This is a genomic window from Microbacterium meiriae, assembly GCF_040686935.1.
In the GTDB taxonomy this organism is placed as follows: domain Bacteria; phylum Actinomycetota; class Actinomycetes; order Actinomycetales; family Microbacteriaceae; genus Microbacterium; species Microbacterium meiriae.
This window is the reverse complement of the sequence record NZ_JBFBMF010000003.1, coordinates 450,456-465,379: the sequence shown is the minus strand read 5'-3', so window position 1 is coordinate 465,379 and position 14,924 is coordinate 450,456. Positions and strand designations below refer to the sequence as shown.

General features: G+C 71.8%; 14 protein-coding genes. 2 read left to right on the top strand and 12 right to left on the bottom strand.

Annotated features, from left to right (window positions below; genetic code table 11):
• Positions 1-32: 32 nt before the first annotated feature.
• The 9 genes from AB0P08_RS12325 to AB0P08_RS12285 all read right to left on the bottom strand — a co-directional run bounded on the left by AB0P08_RS12325 (position 33) and on the right by AB0P08_RS12285 (position 9,640).
• Entirely contained in the window at positions 33-599 is a 567-nt protein-coding gene (locus tag AB0P08_RS12325) for a hypothetical protein (protein ID WP_363590043.1), read from the bottom strand.
• A 40-nt stretch (positions 600-639) separates the two neighbouring features.
• Positions 640-1,248 carry an alkylhydroperoxidase domain protein gene (locus AB0P08_RS12320; protein WP_363590042.1) on the bottom strand — a complete coding sequence of 203 codons (609 nt, stop codon included), beginning with the start codon at positions 1,246-1,248 and terminating at the stop codon, positions 640-642.
• Positions 1,245-1,892: a CMD domain protein gene (locus tag AB0P08_RS12315; protein ID WP_363590041.1), complete on the bottom strand. Its 648-nt coding sequence runs from the start codon at positions 1,890-1,892 to the stop codon at positions 1,245-1,247. Before AB0P08_RS12315 ends, AB0P08_RS12320 begins: the two co-directional genes overlap by 4 nt.
• Entirely contained in the window at positions 1,889-2,959 is a 1,071-nt protein-coding gene (locus AB0P08_RS12310; RefSeq protein ID WP_363590040.1) for a putative FMN-dependent luciferase-like monooxygenase, read from the bottom strand. Before AB0P08_RS12310 ends, AB0P08_RS12315 begins: the two co-directional genes overlap by 4 nt.
• On the bottom strand, positions 2,956-4,596 hold the full coding sequence (locus AB0P08_RS12305) for a dipeptide ABC transporter ATP-binding protein (RefSeq protein WP_363590039.1): 1,641 nt from the start codon (positions 4,594-4,596) through the stop codon (positions 2,956-2,958). Before AB0P08_RS12305 ends, AB0P08_RS12310 begins: the two co-directional genes overlap by 4 nt.
• Complete coding sequence (locus tag AB0P08_RS12300) at positions 4,593-5,486, bottom strand: ABC transporter permease (RefSeq protein WP_363590038.1); 894 nt, start codon at positions 5,484-5,486, stop codon at positions 4,593-4,595. The genes AB0P08_RS12305 and AB0P08_RS12300 overlap by 4 nt, the downstream gene beginning before the upstream one ends.
• On the bottom strand, positions 5,483-6,463 hold the full coding sequence (locus AB0P08_RS12295; RefSeq protein ID WP_363590037.1) for an ABC transporter permease: 981 nt from the start codon (positions 6,461-6,463) through the stop codon (positions 5,483-5,485). The genes AB0P08_RS12300 and AB0P08_RS12295 overlap by 4 nt, the downstream gene beginning before the upstream one ends.
• A gap of 16 nt (positions 6,464-6,479) precedes the next feature.
• Positions 6,480-8,114, bottom strand: coding sequence for a TIGR04028 family ABC transporter substrate-binding protein (locus AB0P08_RS12290; RefSeq protein ID WP_363590036.1), 1,635 nt, complete (start codon positions 8,112-8,114; stop codon positions 6,480-6,482).
• A gap of 131 nt (positions 8,115-8,245) precedes the next feature.
• Positions 8,246-9,640, bottom strand: coding sequence for an NtaA/DmoA family FMN-dependent monooxygenase (locus tag AB0P08_RS12285; RefSeq protein ID WP_363590035.1), 1,395 nt, complete (start codon positions 9,638-9,640; stop codon positions 8,246-8,248).
• A 103-nt stretch (positions 9,641-9,743) separates the two neighbouring features.
• Between AB0P08_RS12285 and AB0P08_RS12280 the strand changes: the two genes are divergently transcribed.
• Positions 9,744-10,739 carry a Gfo/Idh/MocA family protein gene (locus AB0P08_RS12280; protein WP_363590034.1) on the top strand — a complete coding sequence of 332 codons (996 nt, stop codon included), beginning with the start codon at positions 9,744-9,746 and terminating at the stop codon, positions 10,737-10,739.
• On the top strand, positions 10,732-11,712 hold the full coding sequence (locus AB0P08_RS12275) for an NYN domain-containing protein (RefSeq protein ID WP_363590033.1): 981 nt from the start codon (positions 10,732-10,734) through the stop codon (positions 11,710-11,712). Before AB0P08_RS12280 ends, AB0P08_RS12275 begins: the two co-directional genes overlap by 8 nt.
• 25 nt (positions 11,713-11,737) lie before the next feature.
• On the opposite strand, the gene AB0P08_RS12270 is transcribed toward AB0P08_RS12275, so the two are convergent.
• The 3 genes from AB0P08_RS12270 to AB0P08_RS12260 all read right to left on the bottom strand — a co-directional run bounded on the left by AB0P08_RS12270 (position 11,738) and on the right by AB0P08_RS12260 (position 14,913).
• Positions 11,738-12,745 carry a sugar phosphate isomerase/epimerase family protein gene (locus AB0P08_RS12270; protein ID WP_363590032.1) on the bottom strand — a complete coding sequence of 336 codons (1,008 nt, stop codon included), beginning with the start codon at positions 12,743-12,745 and terminating at the stop codon, positions 11,738-11,740.
• A gap of 41 nt (positions 12,746-12,786) precedes the next feature.
• Positions 12,787-13,638: a sugar phosphate isomerase/epimerase family protein gene (locus tag AB0P08_RS12265; RefSeq protein ID WP_363590031.1), complete on the bottom strand. Its 852-nt coding sequence runs from the start codon at positions 13,636-13,638 to the stop codon at positions 12,787-12,789.
• Positions 13,639-13,716: 78 nt separating this feature from the next.
• On the bottom strand, positions 13,717-14,913 hold the full coding sequence (locus AB0P08_RS12260; protein WP_522727309.1) for a substrate-binding domain-containing protein: 1,197 nt from the start codon (positions 14,911-14,913) through the stop codon (positions 13,717-13,719).
• Positions 14,914-14,924: the final 11 nt, after the last annotated feature.

Genomic DNA, 14,924 nt, shown 5'->3' with positions numbered 1-14,924 from the left:
GTTGCGGCCACGACGGGCTCCGACCCGATCGCCTAGCCTCCGGGGCAGTCGCACTCACTGCCGCTGTAGCACTGGCACACCGAGTCAGGGTAGTCGGCCTTGGTGGCGGTGATTCTGGCGTCGAGTTCTTCGAGCGGGACGACGTCCTCGATGCCGTCCAGTTCCGGGATGTCCGGGCAGTCCGCGGGGCCTGTCTCCACGATCTCTTCGCCTCGCGGAAAGGTCAGGGTGAAGCACACCGCCCCCTGGCGCTGCTCGTACCACCAGCCACCGCCCGTCTGCGCGCCACCGAGTGCGAGGAGTGTCAGGGTGGTGCTGTCGTCCCTCTTGTCGAGGTCGAGGAGCTTGAGGGGGTTGCCGTCGAGCTCGTCGGTTCCGTCTCGGAGGTCGGAGGCGAGGGAGAGTTCGGCGATGGTCGCTTCCGGGTCCGTGACGATCTTGCCGCGGTGCTCCCACATGCTGTCCTGCGCGTCTTCGATGGAATCCGCGAGGCTCACCCGCACGAGGTTCTCGATGCTCGGCGCGCACCCGACGAACATTGCGGCCGCAGCGACGAAGCCGACGACAGGGAGGCTTCGGCGCCGCAGACGGCTTGTCATGATGCGACGGTAGCGCATCTGGCGACGACCTCCCTGTCGGTCAGAATGGAGCGACGGGGCGGCCGAGCGAGAGCATCAGCCGGTTCGCCCAATTGAAGAAGGCCGCGCCGTGCACGACGTCCGCGATCTCGAGGTCGTCCAGTCCGGCCGCACGGAGGCGCGCGATGTGCGCGGGACCGAACTGGCGTGGCGTGTCGGTCAGCGCGACCGCGGCCGCGACGATCGCGTTCCAGCGCTCCCCGAGATCCGCGTCCACACCCTCGGCGAGCAGCGCGTCGACGTCCTCCGGCCGCTTGCTGTGGTGCGCCGCGAACCGGGAGTGCACGGAGGCGCAGAACACGCAACCGTTGCGGCGCGAGGCGGCGGTGGCCGCCAGCTCCCGTTCCGCCCGTGGGAGGCCCTCCGCGGCGTTGTAGAAGATGTCCTTGTCGACGAGGGTGCGCGCGCGGAGCACCTCGGGGTCGCGCGCGAGCAGCCGGAAGTACTCGTTCTTCGCCCGGGCGGCATCGACGAGGCCGTCGAGGTGCCGCGGGGTCAGATCCTCCTCCGCCAGGGGCGCGAGGTGGGGTGTCCAGCCGACCTCGGCGCGCGTGAAGGCGTGTGGATAGGGGGCGGCGTCGTGGCGGAGCACGGTGTCGGCGGCGGTCATGCGGCCTCCTCGTCGGTGTCGGTGTCGGTGTCGGTGGCGGTCGCTGTGTCGGCGGTGGTGCGTCCGGCCTCCTGAAGCACGCGGAGGCCGGTGACGACCCGCTGCTGGAAGGCGAGGAAGGACAGGAGCTGCGACAGCGTCACGATGCCGTCCGTCGACCAGCCGGCGTCGTGCAGGCTGCCGAGGTCGGCGCCGGATGCCTCGCGGGGACGGAACACCAGCAGGTGCGTGTGCGCGAGAGCGGTCGCGAGACGTTCCCCCAAGGCCGCCGATGCCGCTTCGTCCGGGAGGTAGCGCGTGCCGTCGGTGCTCTCCGCCTCCAGCCCGCGTTCGGTGTAGGCGCCGAACGGTCCCGTGGTCGCGGCGGCCTCAGCCTCTCGGGCGACGATCGCGGCGCGCTCCGGGTCGATCTCGCGGGCCCGCCCGGCGTAGAACACCGCCGTGGGGTCGTCGGCACCGGCGAGCGCGGTCGCGAATGCCGCGATGAGCGCGCGCTCTGCGAGAGACACATGCTCCGCGGATACCGGGTGGAAGAGCGCGTCGAAGCTCGCCTGGAGCTGCTCCCTGGTCACGGGACGGCGCCGACGCAGCGCATCCAACTCCGGCGTCACCCCCGTCAGCTGGTCGACGATGTCGGCGGTCATGCGTTCTCCTTCACGGTGGGGGTGTTCTCGGGCGTGTGGGTGGTCTCGGGATCCGGCGGCGTGAGCGCGTAGCCGAGGGCCGGGGCGACCTCCGTCGCGAACAGCTCGATCGAGCGCAGGACGTGGGCGTGCGGCGCGTCGACCGAGTGCACCTGGAACGCCACCTCGGTCGCGCGGTGCAACGTGGTGTCGGCGGCGAGCGAGGCGGCGACCTCCTCGGGGGTGCCGAGATGCGTGTCGAGAGCGGCGATGAGGTCGTCGATGCCGTCGCCGGGGATCGTCTGGCCCTGCCGCCGGAAGCCCTCGGCTGCTCGCCGTAGACCGACCTCGGCGAACTGGAGCGCCTCGGCGCGGTCGTCCGCCACGAACACGGTGCGGGAGGCGGTGATCCGCGGAGTCGCGCCGGCGGGCAGCGCGTCGAGGTACGCGTCGATGATCGGGTCCTGCAGGGCGGACAGCGGCGCGTGCAGCCGGTCGTGGGGGCGGGGCTGCGTGCGCGACAGCAGCAGTCCGTGACCGTGGACGCCTGCTCGATGACCGCCAGGTGCCGAGAACGTCGCCTGCCAGATCCGCGCGGCCAGCGACCCCGCGTCCGGATACAGCGTGTTCCCCGCACCGACGTCGCGGCCCTGGAGAGCGTCGAGCAGCACGCCCAGCTTGCGCTCGTAGGTGGGCCCCTTGTCGCGCACGTCCTCCCCGAAGGGCGCGAAGGACGACGGGGTGCCGCCGCTGCCGAGCCCGAGGTCGATCCGCCCGTCCGCGAGCAGGTCGGCCACCACGGCGTCCTCGGCCACCCGTACCGGGTCTTCGAGGGGCAGCGTGATGATCCCGGTGCCGAGCCGGATCCCCGAAGTGCGTGCCGCCGCGTGCGCGAGGAAGACGAGCGGCGAGGGCAGCCCGCCTTCCGCCGCCCGGAAATGATGCTGTGCCACCCAGGCCCTCCCCACGCCGTGCCGTTCGGCGTGCTGGATCTGCGCCAGGGCGAGGCGGTAGCGGTCCGCGGGGGACGCATCGTCCAGGAGCCGGGTGAAGAACGCGACGGTGGGGCGAGGGGCGGTGGCGCTCATGCGAGGATCTCCGTTCGACCGGGAACCGCGGCCAGCAGCTCCCGGGTGTTCTCGTGCTGCGGGTCGTGGAACAGCTCTTCGGTCGGCCCGTCCTCCACCACGCGCCCGCGGTGCATGACGGAGACGGTGTGGCTGATGCGACGCACCACCGCGAGGTCGTGCGAGATGAAGAGGTAGGTGAGTCCGAGCTCGGCCTGGAGCGCGGAGAGCAGTTCGAGGATGCGCGCCTGCACCGTCACATCGAGCGCCGACACCGCCTCGTCGAGCACGAGGATCTCGGGGTCGACGGCGAGCGCCCGCGCGATCGCGACCCGCTGCCGCTGCCCGCCGGAGAGCTCGCTCGGCGTGCGACGGGCCGCATCCGCCGGCAGCGCCACACGCTCGAGCAGCGCGACCGCACGTTCCCGACGCTCGGACCGGCCGCCGATGCGGAAGTTGTGCAGCGGCTCGGCCACGACGTCGGCGATCTGCTGCCGTGGATCCAGGGAGGCGAAGGGGTTCTGGTACACGAGCTGGATCCGTCGGCGCAGCGCACGCAGTCGCGCCCCCTCGACGGCCGTCGCGTCCTCCCCCGCGAGCTCCACGGTCCCGGCGTCCGGACGGAGGAAGCGCGTGACCAGGCGCGCGGTCGTGGACTTGCCCGATCCGGACTCGCCGACCAGCGCATGGGTCGTCCCGCGCCGCACCCGGAAGGAGACGTCGTCGACCGCCCGGAAGCGCTCACGACCCGCGACCCGGAACTCCTTGACGAGGCCGGCAGCCACGATCTCGTAGGGCTTCTCGGCGGCCACTGCCGCGGCGTCCCGGAGGAACGGCGGCGCGTCCGGACGCCGGAAGCCGGTCGTGAAGGCGGGCGCGTCGGCGAGCAGCTGCCTCGTGTACGGGTCTTCCGGCTCCGCGAGCACCTGCGCACTCGGCCCCTGCTCCACGATCCGGCCGTCCTTCAGCACCGCGATCCGCGCCGCCCGGTCCGCGGCGACGCCGAGGTCGTGCGTCACGAGCAGGATGCTCGTGCCGTCCTCGCGCTGCAGCTCGTTCAGCAGATCCAGCACCCGGCGCTGCACCGTGGCGTCGAGGGCGCTGGTGGGCTCGTCCGCGATGAGCAGCCGAGGGCGGAGGGCGATCGCGGCCGCGATGAGGACCCGCTGCCGCATCCCGCCGGAGAGCTCGTGCGGATACTGTCGAGCACGCAGGTCGGGGTCGTCCAGCCCGACGCGGTCGAGCAGCTCGAGCACGCGGGAGTTCCGGGAACGACGGTCGCGATGCCCGTGCAGACGCAGCACCTCGGCGACCTGCACGCCGACGGGGCGCACCGGGTCGAGCGAGGTCGTCGGATCCTGCGGGACCAGCCCGATCTCCGACCCGCGGATGCCGCGGAACGCCCGATCCGACCATCCGGAGATGTCGAGGTCGCCGAGCCGGACGCGCCCGCTCTCGACCCGTCCGCCCTCCGGCAGCAGGCCGAGGAGGGCGTGCGCCGTGGTGGACTTGCCGGAGCCCGACTCGCCGACGAGGGCGAGGGTCTCCCCCTCCGCGATGGCGAAGGAGAGGCCGTGCACGACCTCGCGGGCGGCGTACGAGACCCGCAGGTCCGTCGCGGTGAGGACGAGGGTTGCTGAGGACGGGGGCGCGGTCATCGGGCGCTCCTTCCGAGCCGGTGGCTGATGCGATTGGCGCTGAGCACGACGGCGACCACCACGAGGCCGGGGAGCGCCGTGAGCCACCAGGCGGTCGCGATGTAGTTGCGCCCCTCGGCGATCAGCAGGCCCCACTCGGGGGTGGGCGGCGGGGCCCCGTAGCCGAGGAAGCCGAGGGTGGAGATGGCGAGGATGGCCGTGCCGAACTGCAGCGCGGCGAGCGCGATGATCGGGGTGAGGGCGTTCGGGAGCACATGCCGGCGCAGCACGGCGACGAAGGTGCCGCCGCTGCCGTACGCCGCCTCGACGTACTCGGTGCGGCGCACCCGCGCCACCTCGGCGCGCATGAGCCGGGCGAAGGCGGCGACGCTGCCGAGTCCCACGGCGATCGCCGCGTTCACCGTTCCGAAGCCGAGCAGGATGATGACGGAGAGCGACAGCAGCAGCCCGGGGATGGCCAGCAGCACGTCGACGATCCGCATCAGCACGTCGTCCACGACACCGCCGGTCGCGCCGGCGACGGCTCCGAGGAGCGTGCCGAGCGCGAGGCCGACCGTCACGGCGATGAGCGCGCCCGACAGGGAGTGCACCGCGCCGTGCACGACCCGACCGAAGAGGTCGCGGCCGAGGGCGTCGGTCCCGAACCAGTGCGCGGCGCTCGGCGGCAGGAGCTTGTCGGCGGGCACGCCGGTCAGCGGATCGCCCGGCGCGAAGACCCCCGGGATCACCGCCCACAGCACCGCCACGGCGACGACAGCGAACGCGAGGTACAGCCCCCAGGCGCGCGAACGCCGTCGCGGACGGGATGCGGAGACGGGCGCCGGGGCGGACGGCGCGGGCGGGGCACCCGACGTCTCGACCGACGTCTCCGCGATCACGGGAGCGGTCATGCGGGCACCTCCTGGGCGGCGGGACGGACGGGGCGCGACCGGGCGGCGCGGGCCGCCCGTCGCTGCCGCGGGTCGATCAGGGGCGTGGCGAGGTCGACGGCGAAGCTGATCACCACGAACCCCAGCGCCGACAGCAGCACCACTCCCTGCAGCACCGGGATGTCCTGGTTCGCGACGGCCTGCTCCGTGAGGCGTCCGATGCCGGTGCGGCCGAAGACGGTCTCGGTGACCACCGCTCCTCCGACGAGCTCTCCGAACAGGACGCCCGCGATGGTGAGGGTCGGGACGGCCGCGTTGCGCGCGACCGACCGCGTGAGCACCCACGCCGGCGGCGCGCCCTTCGCCCGCACCACGGTCACGAACGGCTGCGCCTGCACGCGGTCGATGGATCGGACCAGGACCTGGGCGAGCGGCGCCGAGATCGGCACGGCGAGCGTGAGGACGGGAAGGAGCAGGCCGCTGATCGGATCGGCCCCCACGATCGGCACCCATCCGAGCCCGAACGAGAACACCTGGATGAGCAGGATCCCGAGCCAGAACACAGGGACCGCCACGAACAGTCCCGGCACCTGCCGCAGACCGTCCCGCAGCCAGGCGAAGGGCGCGAGCGAGGAGAGCACCGCGATCAGCACCGCGAGCAGGACGGCGACCATGAGCCCGAGCGCCGCGAGCAGCAGCGTGGCGGGCAGTGCTTCAGCGAGCATCGTCCGGACCGGGGTGCCGTACTGGGTCGAGTAGCCGAAGTCGCCGGCGAGGAAGCCGAGACCCGCGTGCAGATACTGCTCCCCCCACGGGACGTCGGCGCCGTAGGTCGCGCGGATGTCGTCGAGCTGCTCCGGCGAGAGCCCCAGGCTCGGGTCGGAGAACTTGATGAGGATGGCGTCTCCCGGCAGCAGCTGCAGCAGGAAGAACGTGGCCGTGAAGGCCGCGATCAGCACGATCGCGGCCTGCCCGGCCCGTCGGAGGACGAAGGTCATGGGGTCACCGTGGTCCTCAGTGCTCCGCGAGCCACACGCCGGAGAACGTGGGGCGGCCGACCGACTCGAAGGCGACGCCGTGCACATACGTGGCCGCACCGTAGACCTGCGGCTCCTCGAAGAGCGGGATCACGTACGCCTGCTCCGCGATGTAGTCCTGCACGGCCTGCGAGGCGGCGACCCGCTTCTCGGCGTCCGGCTCGGAGGCGACGGCCAGCAGCAGCTCGTCGAGCGTCGCGTCCTGAGAGATGAGCACGTCGCGGTTCTTCGTGAAGTACTGGCTCTTGATCACGTCGAGATCCGCACGGCCGACCATCGAGTGGTAGAACCCCGTCTTCAGGGGATCACGCGTGTCCTCCGCGTAGCTGCCCGCGTCGCCGGGCTTGACGGTGAGCTCGACGCCGACCGCCGCGAGTTGCTGCGCCACGAGCTCCAGGGTCTGCTTCGACAGCGGCTGCGGCTTGGCCTCGTAGACCGTGATGGACAACCGCTCGCCGTCCTTCTCGCGAATGCCGTCGGCGCCGGGCTTCCAGCCCGCCTCGTCGAGCAGCGCCTCCGCCTTCTCCGGGTCGTGGGCGTAGTGCGCGGACTCGTCCTTGTATCCCGCTGCCTGGGAGGACAGCACCGACGTGGCCACCGGGTAGTTCTCGGTGAACAGGGTGTCGACGACCTCCTGCGCGTCGACCGCGGCGATGATCGCCTGACGCACGCGGATGTCGGACAGCAGCGGGTTCTCCGGGCGGAGGGCGATCGAGTTGTTCACGCCGCGGGTCTGCGGCGCGTACAGCGTGAAGCCGGCCCCCTCCACGCGGTCCTCGTCGAACGCCTGGACGTAGCGGACGTAGTCGGCTTGGGCCGCGAGAAGCGACCCGATGCGGACGGAGTCCTCGGGGGTCACCAGCACGTGCACGGCGTCGAGGTAGGGACGACCGTCGTTCTCGGCGCTGTCCGGGCCCCAGTCGTAGTCGTCGCGGGCGGTGAGGGTGTACTCGGTGCCGAGCTTCTCGTCGGTGACGGTGAAGGGACCGGAGCCGATGATCTCCTCCGCGTTGCCGGCGCCGAAATCCTCGATCGTGCCGTCCAGTGTCTCCGGGGACAGCAGCCCCGAGTTGATGGTCGACGTCGCCTGCAGGAAGCCGGGCGACGGCGCGCTGAAGCGGAACGTCACGGTGTCCTCGTCGACCACCTCGCTGCCGGCGTAGTTGTTGATGGCCTCGGAGACGGTGAGACCGCGTTCGGCGTCCCCCAGGCCGTAGGTGTCGAAGTTCTTCGCGACGGCGGCGGCGTCCACGGGCGTGCCGTCCGAGAACGTCACGTCCGGGTTGAGGTCGAAGGTGTACTCCGTGGCGTCGTCGTTCACGGTCCACTCCGCGGCGATCCACGGCTCGATCTCGAGCGTCTCCGGATTCTGCCAGGTGAGCCGGGCGGCGATGTTGTTGACGATGCCGCCGTTCGGGTAGAAGCCGGCCTGCGGCGGGTACAGGTTCGTGTAGGCCTGGTGCTCGAGGTAGGTCAGGGTGCCGCCGGAGACCGGGTCCCCCGCGTCGGCCGGAGTGTTCCCTGGGGCGGGCGAGGTGGCGCAAGCGGCAAGGCTGCCGGCCAGGACGAGCGGGACCGCGACGGCGGCGGTGCGGATGAGGCGGCGGTTCATGCGGGGGACTCCTCGGATTCGGAAGACAGGGTCTCGGGTGCGGAGGGGGTGCAGGTGGTGTTCACGGTAGGAAGCGGCAGGGCACGGGGGCGAGGCGGCGGACTCCGGGTGTCGCGAGACGACACCCGTGGTCACGCGCCGACACGCGACGTCACACGGAGGCGGTCGCGCAGCGTCTCCCGCCGGCCGTCCTGGTCGGCCTCCTCCGCCGCGCGGAGCAGGCCACGGCGGCGGAGCTCGGGGGCCGCGAGGCGGGTGAAGGCCTCGAACTGCGCGGGTTGGAATGCCGAGAGGACGTTGAAGCCGTCGGCGGCCCCCGCGTCGCGCCAGCTCTCGAAGTGGTCGGCGATCGTGCCGGCATCGCCGACCACGAAGGCCGCGGGGACGGCGTGCGCGGCGACGAGATGCCGCCAGGTCACTGCCGCCTCCGCCCCGACCGCGAGCCCGGCGATCCGCGCGAGTCGCTCGACGAGCGCGGCACCCCGCTCCCCCAGCCGGAGCGCCTCGGCGGCCGTCACCGGGGCGTCGAAGGCGGCGGCACGCAGCGGGTCGTCGGCGGCCACCTCCAGTGCGTCGGCGAGGGAATCCACCGTGCGGTTCGGCGGGAACGCGACGCGATCGGGCTGCACCCCCTCAGCGAGCGGCACGAGCTCCAGCAGCCGCCGGACGATCCGGTGCGCCCCGGCGTCCGAGTCCGCGACGACGGGCAGCACCGGGGCGATGACCTTCAGCTCCTCCGCCGGGCGCCCCGCGTCCGCGGCGATGTCCTTCAGCAGCCGCCGCGTGGTCACGGCATCGGCGAGGGTGGGCGCGGCGATGAGCGCGAGATCGGCGGCGGTCGCGGCGAGCGCCCGCGACCGCGGCGAGGTCCCCGCGTGCACGATCGGGATGCGCCCCTGCGGCGGACGCGCGATATTGAGCGGACCGGCGACCCGCACATGTGCGCCCGCGACCTCGGCCGCGCGCAGCCCCTCGGGGTCGATGAGCACGCCGCGCTCGGCGTCCGCGATCCAGGCGTCCTCGTCCCACGAGTCCCAGAGCCGGCGCAGAGCGACGACGAACTCCTCGGCCCGGTCGTAGCGGGTCTCGGTGTCGGCGTGGGCGTCACGGCCGTGGTTGCCCGCGGCACGCGGCTCGGCGCCGGTGACGAGGTTGATCCCCGCCCGGCCGTGGGTGAGGACGTCGAGGGAGGCCAGCGCCCGCGCCGTGGCGTACGGATCGGCATAGGTGGTGTTGACCGTCGCGATGAGACCGATCCGCGAGGTCACCCCGGCGAGGAACAGCACCGCGCTCAGCGGGTCGATGCGGGCGAGCAGGTAGGGGTCGCGGAACTCCAGGTCGGGTCCGGTCGCCAGCCAGTCGCCGAAGAAGAGGTAGTCCAGACCCGCGTCCTCCCCCTCCCGCGCGATGCGGCGCAGGATGTCCGCGTCCTCCGCGGGGTCGCGGTGGGCTCCGGGATACCGCCAGCCGGAGGGGTAGGCACCGAGGGTGCGCACCATGGCGCCGATCACGAGGGGTTCCGTCATGCCGACACGGTAGGAGCGCCGCCTCCATCCCGGCCACGGGGAGGAAGCCGGAGGTCACCGGATGTCACAGACGGTCACACGCGCCACCCTCTACGCTGAGAGGATGACTGGACTTCGTTGGGGAATCCTCGCGACCGGCGGCATCGCCGGCGCCTTCGCATCCGATCTGCGCACGGCCGGCCTCGACCTCGTCGCCGTGGGCTCACGCTCGCAGGAGTCGGCCGATGCCTTCGCCGCGCGCTTCGACATCGCGCACGCGCATCCGTCATACGAGGCGCTGGTCTCCGATCCCGACGTCGACATCATCTACGTCTCCACCCCGCACCCGATGCACCACGAGAACGCCCGGCTCGCCCTGGAGCACGGGAAGCACGTCCTCGTCGAGAAGGCGTTCACGCTCGACCACGCCCAGGCCGCGGACCTCCAGCGGCTCGCCGCCGAGCGTGGGCTGCTCGTCATGGAGGCGATGTGGACCCGGTACCTGCCGCACATGGTCCGCATCCGCGAGCTCCTCGCCGACGGCGCCCTGGGTGAGATCCGCACCGTGACCGCCGACCACACGCAGCAGCTGCCCACCGACCCCGCCCACCGTCTCAACGCCCTCGAACTGGGCGGCGGGGCGCTGCTCGACCTGGGGATCTACCCGATCTCCTTCGTCTGGGATGTCCTCGGCGCACCGACCACCATCCGCGCGGTGGGGCGTCTGGTCGAGACCGGAGCCGATTCCGAGGTCGCCACCCTCATGATCCACGAGAGCGGGGCGATCTCCACGACGCTCTCCTCCTCGCGCGGCGCCGGCCCCAACGCCGCGAGCATCGTCGGCACCGAAGCCCGCATCGACATCGACCGGGTCTGGTACGCCCCCACCTCGTTCCGTCTCGTGCTGCCGGACGGCACGGTGCAGGAGGAGTACGTCTCGTCCGTCGAGGGTCGCGGCATGCAGTACCAGGCGTTCGCGGCCGAGCGCCTCGTCCGCGACGGTCTCCTCGAGGGCGACGTCCTCCCCATCGCGGAGAGCGTCGCCATCATGGGCGCCCTGGACGAGATCCGCGCGCAGATCGGCGTGCGCTACCCCGGCGAGGAGGACGACCGTGGCTGAGACGACCGACGCCCGCGTGGCGGTGTACCTGGACTTCGACAACATCGTCATCTCCTGGTACGACCGGGTCCACGGCCGGAACTCCTACGGCAAGGACCGCCAGCGCATCACGGAGCACCCGAACGACCCCGAGGTCGCCGAGCGGCTGAGCCGGGCGATGATCGAGGTCGGCGCCATCATCGACTACGCGGCGTCTTTCGGCACCCTCGTGCTGACCAGGGCGTACGCGGACTGGTCGTCGCCGGTCAACGCCGAGTACCGGTCGCAGCTCGTGGCCCGCGCGGTGGATCTCGTCCAGCTCTTCCCCGCCGCGGCGTACGCCAAGAACGGCGCGGACATCCGGTTGGCGGTCGATGCGGTCGAGGACATGTTCCGTCTTCCGGACCTGACCCATGTGGTCATCGTGGCCGGCGACAGCGACTACGTGCCGCTCGCCCAGCGCTGCAAGCGCCTCGGCCGGTACGTGATCGGGGTGGGCGTGGCCGGGTCGACGGCGAAGTCGCTCGCCGCGGCCTGCGACGAGTTCGAGTCGTACGACTCGCTTCCGGGCGTGGCGCGTCCGGCGAAGGCGGCACAGCCCGCGGTCGCTCTGGTGGTCGAGGCCCCGGCGGAGCCGTCCGCCCCGGCCGCCGCGGACGCGGGTACCCCGAAGCCCAAGACCGCGTCGAAGTCCCGGGCGAAAGCCAAGGCCAAGGCCACTGCCGAGGAGCCCAAGGTCGAGGAGAAGATCGACGACCAGGGCGAGGCCACGCGGCTCCTGGAGCGCGCCCTGCGCCTCGGCCACGACAAGGCGGATGCCGACGAGTGGTTGCACAGTTCCGCGGTCAAGACGCACATGCGCCGCATGGACCCGTCCTTCAGCGAGAAGGCCCTCGGCTACCGGTCCTTCTCCGACTTCCTCAAGTCGCGCGACGACATCGCCGAGCTCGAGGAGACCGGGCACGAGCGCCTGGTCCGCCTGCGGGAGCCCTGAGCACGGCCGGTCGCCTGCCGTCCCGTCACTGGTGGCGGAACGCGGCGTCGAAGGCGGCCGCGGGCTGCGGCCACAGCAGGGAGCGCACGAAACCGAGCGCCTCGGGGGCGCCGTGCAGGCGGTCCATGCCGGCGTCCTCCCACTCGATCGAGATCGGGCCGTCGTACCCGATCGCATCGAGCGCGCGGAACGCGTCCTCCCAGGGCACGTCGCCGTGGCCGGTGGAGACGAAGTCCCAGCCGCGCCGAGGGTCGCCCCACGGCAGATGCGAGCCGAGCACCCCGGCACGGCCGTTCCTCGGTCGCAGGCGGGTGTCCTTGCAGTCGACGTGGTAGATCCGGTCGGCGAAATCGACGATGAAGCCGACGGGATCGATGTTCTGCCACATCATGTGCGAGGGGTCCCAGTTGAAGCCGAAAGCGTCGCGGTGGTCGATCGCGTCGAGGGCGCGCACGCTCGACCAGTAGTCGTACGCGATCTCCCCGGGATGCACCTCGTGCGCGAAGCGCACGCCCTCGCCGTCGAACACGTCGAGGATCGGATTCCATCGGTCGACGAAGTCCTGGAACCCCTGGGCGATCACCGTCTCCGGCACCGGCGGGAACATCGCGACATAGGGCCAGATCGACGACCCGGTGAAGCCGACGACGGTGTCGACGCCGAGCTTCCTGGCCACCCTGGCCGCACGCGTCATGTCCTCCGCCGCCCGCTGCCGCACACCCTCGGCCGCGCCGTCGCCCCAGACGTACGGGCGCAGGATGCCCTGGTGCCGGAAGTCGATCGGGTCGTCGCACACCGCCTGCCCGGCGAGGTGGTTGGAGATCGCGAACACCCGCAGTCCGTGCCGGTCGAGGATCTCGCGGCGGGAGGCGACGTAGGCATCGTCCTCATCGGCCCGGCGGAGGTCGAGGTGGTCGCCGGACGCGGCGATCTCCAGCCCGTCGTATCCCCACTCCGCGGCGAGGCGGGCCACCTCCTCGAACGGCAGGTCGGCCCACTGGCCGGTGAACAGGGTGACCGGGTGACTGCTCATGGATACTCCTTCGTATCGCGGGTGCTCGTATCGCGGGGGGTTCAGGCGCCGAGGGCGCGCAGGTGGGCGATGCTGCGGGCGGCGAGGTCGTCCTGGCTCGCGGCGAGCGGTCTCCACACCGAGGCGGCGACCGCGATCGTCGCGTTCTCGCCCGTGAAGCTCTCCAGCCCCAGCACGCCGCGGTAGCCGGCGTCGTCGAGCGCGCGGAGCATCTCCGGCCAGTCGGTGTGGTCGTCACCCACGGCACCGCGGTCGCTGCCGCACACCTGCACGTGCGCGATGGTGGCGCCCGCCGCCCGGACCGCGTCGGCGGGACGCTTCTCCTCGATGTTGAGGTGGTAGGTGTCGAGGGCCAGCCCCACCCCGGCACCGAGCAGCGGCGCCAGCGCATCGAGGCTCTGCGCCACAGTGTTCAGCACGCTGGTCTCGTAGCGGTTGAGCGGCTCGACGGCCAGCGTCACGCCGATCGCCGCGGCCTCCCTGGCGAGCGGAGCGAGGTTCTCCCGGAGCTCGCCGACGACCTTCGCCCGTTCCGCCTCGTCCATGCGCCAGGTGACGCCGGTCGGGGCGTAGAAGGGTCCGGCGACGATCGAGGCCCCGAGCACGGCCGCGGCGTCCAGGCACGCACGGAGGTAGTCCTGCGTCGCGGCGACGTCTCCGGCGCGCGCGAGCAGCGAGCGACCAGGACCCATCGCGCCGACCACGACCGCGCCCATGCCGAGGCCGTCCAGCACGGTGCGGGCCCGGAGCGGATCCCAGTCGCCGACGCTCTCCAGCGGCAGCTCCAGGGCGTCGTAGCCCATCCGCGCCGCCGTGCGGGCGAGCGGCTCCAGGGTGTCGTCCGTCAGCGGAGACGTCCAGACCCAGGTGTTGACGGCGATCGTGCGGGGCATCGTTGTCCTTGTGATCGTACGGGTGCTCCCACCCTCCCACTCGGCGCGGGCCGAGCGGAAGGGCGGGAGCACACGGGGTTACGGGATCTGACGCTCCTGCCAGACCGTCGGGTAGCCGGGGAGGTCCTCGCCGCCGAACTTGGCGTAGTGGCCGTCGGGCATCCCCTCGTTCGCCGCGAGGTAGTCGTCCAGCTCGGCCTCGGTGATCGGCTTCTGCGGGAGCACCCACTCCTTCGGCACCTCTTCGCCCGCGAAGATCATCTGCGCCGCGAGCAGAGGGGTGCGCCACTGGAAGTTCGAGTACACCGGGGCGAGGCCGGTGAGGCCCGTGTCCTTCCACTTGCGCAGGAAGCTCATCTCGTCCTCGCCGGTCATCACCGGGTAGTCGGCCCCGGCATCCTCGAAGGCCTCGATGGCGGCGACGGCGCCGTCACCGGCGTCCATCCAGATGCCCTGCACGTCGCCCTTGGCGAGCTCGTCGCTGATGATGCTCTTGATCTCGGCCGGGTCCGCTCCGGTGAAGTGGTCCACGGCCTCGATCCCGGCCTCCTCGAACAGCTTCTCGGCTCCGGCCCAGCGGTGCTCCAGCACGTCGACACCGGGGAGGATCCGGAGAGCCACGACCTTGTCGCCCTCTTCGAGGTTGTCGATGAGGAACTCCGCGGTGTCGATGCCCCAGGCGAAGCCGCCGATCGGGTGGATGAACGTGACAGGGCAGTCGGTGTTCACGCCGCGGTCGAACACGACCACCGGCTTGCCCGTCTCGCACGCCCGCTCGACCGCGGGGGTCATCGCCGCCGTGCTGTTCGGGGAGATGAGGAAGACGTCGCACTCGCCTTCGGAGATGAAGTAGTCGATGTCGGCGATCTGGGTGTCGTCGGAGTCCTGCGCGTCGCGGGTCTCCATCTCGCTGATCGCGCCCGACTCCTGCAGCACCTTCAGCTGCTCGTTCATCGTGATCCAGCCCGTCTGCCGCCACGGGTTCGAGATCGAGGCGTTCGCGAAGCAGGCCTTCTTGGCGCCGGTGCTGGCGAACTCCGACGTGTCGACCATCTCGGCGTTGATGTGCTGCAGGTAGGGCTGGTCGGCGGGGCCCTGGGGGTCGACGCCGCGCTCCTCGTCCTGCTTGTCGAAGAGCTCCTGGTCGAACCACTCGGTGGTCTCGGCCGACTCCTCGGGGTTCTCCGACTCCGCCGGCGCCACGGACGGGTCGGTCGTGCACCCGGCGAGCGCGATGAGGCCGAAGAGGGCCACCCCTGCGGTGGCGATCTTCATCGATCGTCGCA

Bases quoted from the DNA above. Each gene is read 5' to 3' on its own strand.
- AB0P08_RS12315 (WP_363590041.1), bottom strand. From the start codon at position 1,892: ATGACCGCCGACATCGTCGACCAGCTGACGGGGGTGACGCCGGAGTTG.
- AB0P08_RS12265 (WP_363590031.1), bottom strand. From the start codon at position 13,638: ATGCCCCGCACGATCGCCGTCAACACCTGGGTCTGGACGTCTCCGCTG.
- AB0P08_RS12260 (WP_522727309.1), bottom strand. From the start codon at position 14,913: ATGAAGATCGCCACCGCAGGGGTGGCCCTCTTCGGCCTCATCGCGCTC.
- AB0P08_RS12285 (WP_363590035.1), bottom strand. From the start codon at position 9,640: ATGACGGAACCCCTCGTGATCGGCGCCATGGTGCGCACCCTCGGTGCC.
- AB0P08_RS12325 (WP_363590043.1), bottom strand. From the start codon at position 599: ATGACAAGCCGTCTGCGGCGCCGAAGCCTCCCTGTCGTCGGCTTCGTC.
- AB0P08_RS12290 (WP_363590036.1), bottom strand. From the start codon at position 8,114: ATGAACCGCCGCCTCATCCGCACCGCCGCCGTCGCGGTCCCGCTCGTC.
- AB0P08_RS12305 (WP_363590039.1), bottom strand. From the start codon at position 4,596: ATGACCGCGCCCCCGTCCTCAGCAACCCTCGTCCTCACCGCGACGGAC.
- AB0P08_RS12300 (WP_363590038.1), bottom strand. From the start codon at position 5,486: ATGACCGCTCCCGTGATCGCGGAGACGTCGGTCGAGACGTCGGGTGCC.
- AB0P08_RS12320 (WP_363590042.1), bottom strand. From the start codon at position 1,248: ATGACCGCCGCCGACACCGTGCTCCGCCACGACGCCGCCCCCTATCCA.
- AB0P08_RS12270 (WP_363590032.1), bottom strand. From the start codon at position 12,745: ATGAGCAGTCACCCGGTCACCCTGTTCACCGGCCAGTGGGCCGACCTG.
- AB0P08_RS12280 (WP_363590034.1), top strand. From the start codon at position 9,744: ATGACTGGACTTCGTTGGGGAATCCTCGCGACCGGCGGCATCGCCGGC.
- AB0P08_RS12310 (WP_363590040.1), bottom strand. From the start codon at position 2,959: ATGAGCGCCACCGCCCCTCGCCCCACCGTCGCGTTCTTCACCCGGCTC.
- AB0P08_RS12295 (WP_363590037.1), bottom strand. From the start codon at position 6,463: ATGACCTTCGTCCTCCGACGGGCCGGGCAGGCCGCGATCGTGCTGATC.